Origin of the sequence: Sphingomonas sp. 10B4, from assembly GCF_035019905.1 — a bacterium.
Lineage (GTDB): Bacteria > Pseudomonadota > Alphaproteobacteria > Sphingomonadales > Sphingomonadaceae > Sphingomonas > Sphingomonas glacialis.
In genome coordinates, this window is sequence record NZ_JASJVC010000507.1 from 1 (window position 1) to 244 (window position 244).

At 54.9% G+C, this 244-nt stretch carries 1 protein-coding gene; it reads right to left on the minus strand.

Annotated elements, in window-relative coordinates:
- The coding region (locus QN347_RS20675) for a GTPase (RefSeq protein WP_323494528.1) at window positions 1–229 on the minus strand (229 nt) is incomplete at its 3' end.
- Window positions 230–244 lie beyond the last annotated feature (15 nt).

Consider the following 244-nt stretch of genomic DNA (forward strand, 5'->3'; position numbering starts at 1 on the left):
TCATATTACTGCCCAGATATAAACGCTGCTGCGTCTTGGTCACAGCCGGTTCATCGCCGACTTTGGCCACGCGCTTTTTGAGCAAGGCGTTCATCAAGGTCGACTTACCGACATTGGGAATCCCCATGATCATCATACGTAAAGGCTTGGTCGGCACGCCGCGATGCGGTGCCATTTTCAGCGCAAAGCCGGGCACCTTGGCAACATCGGCCGGCTTCTTGCAACTCATCGCCACTGCATACAC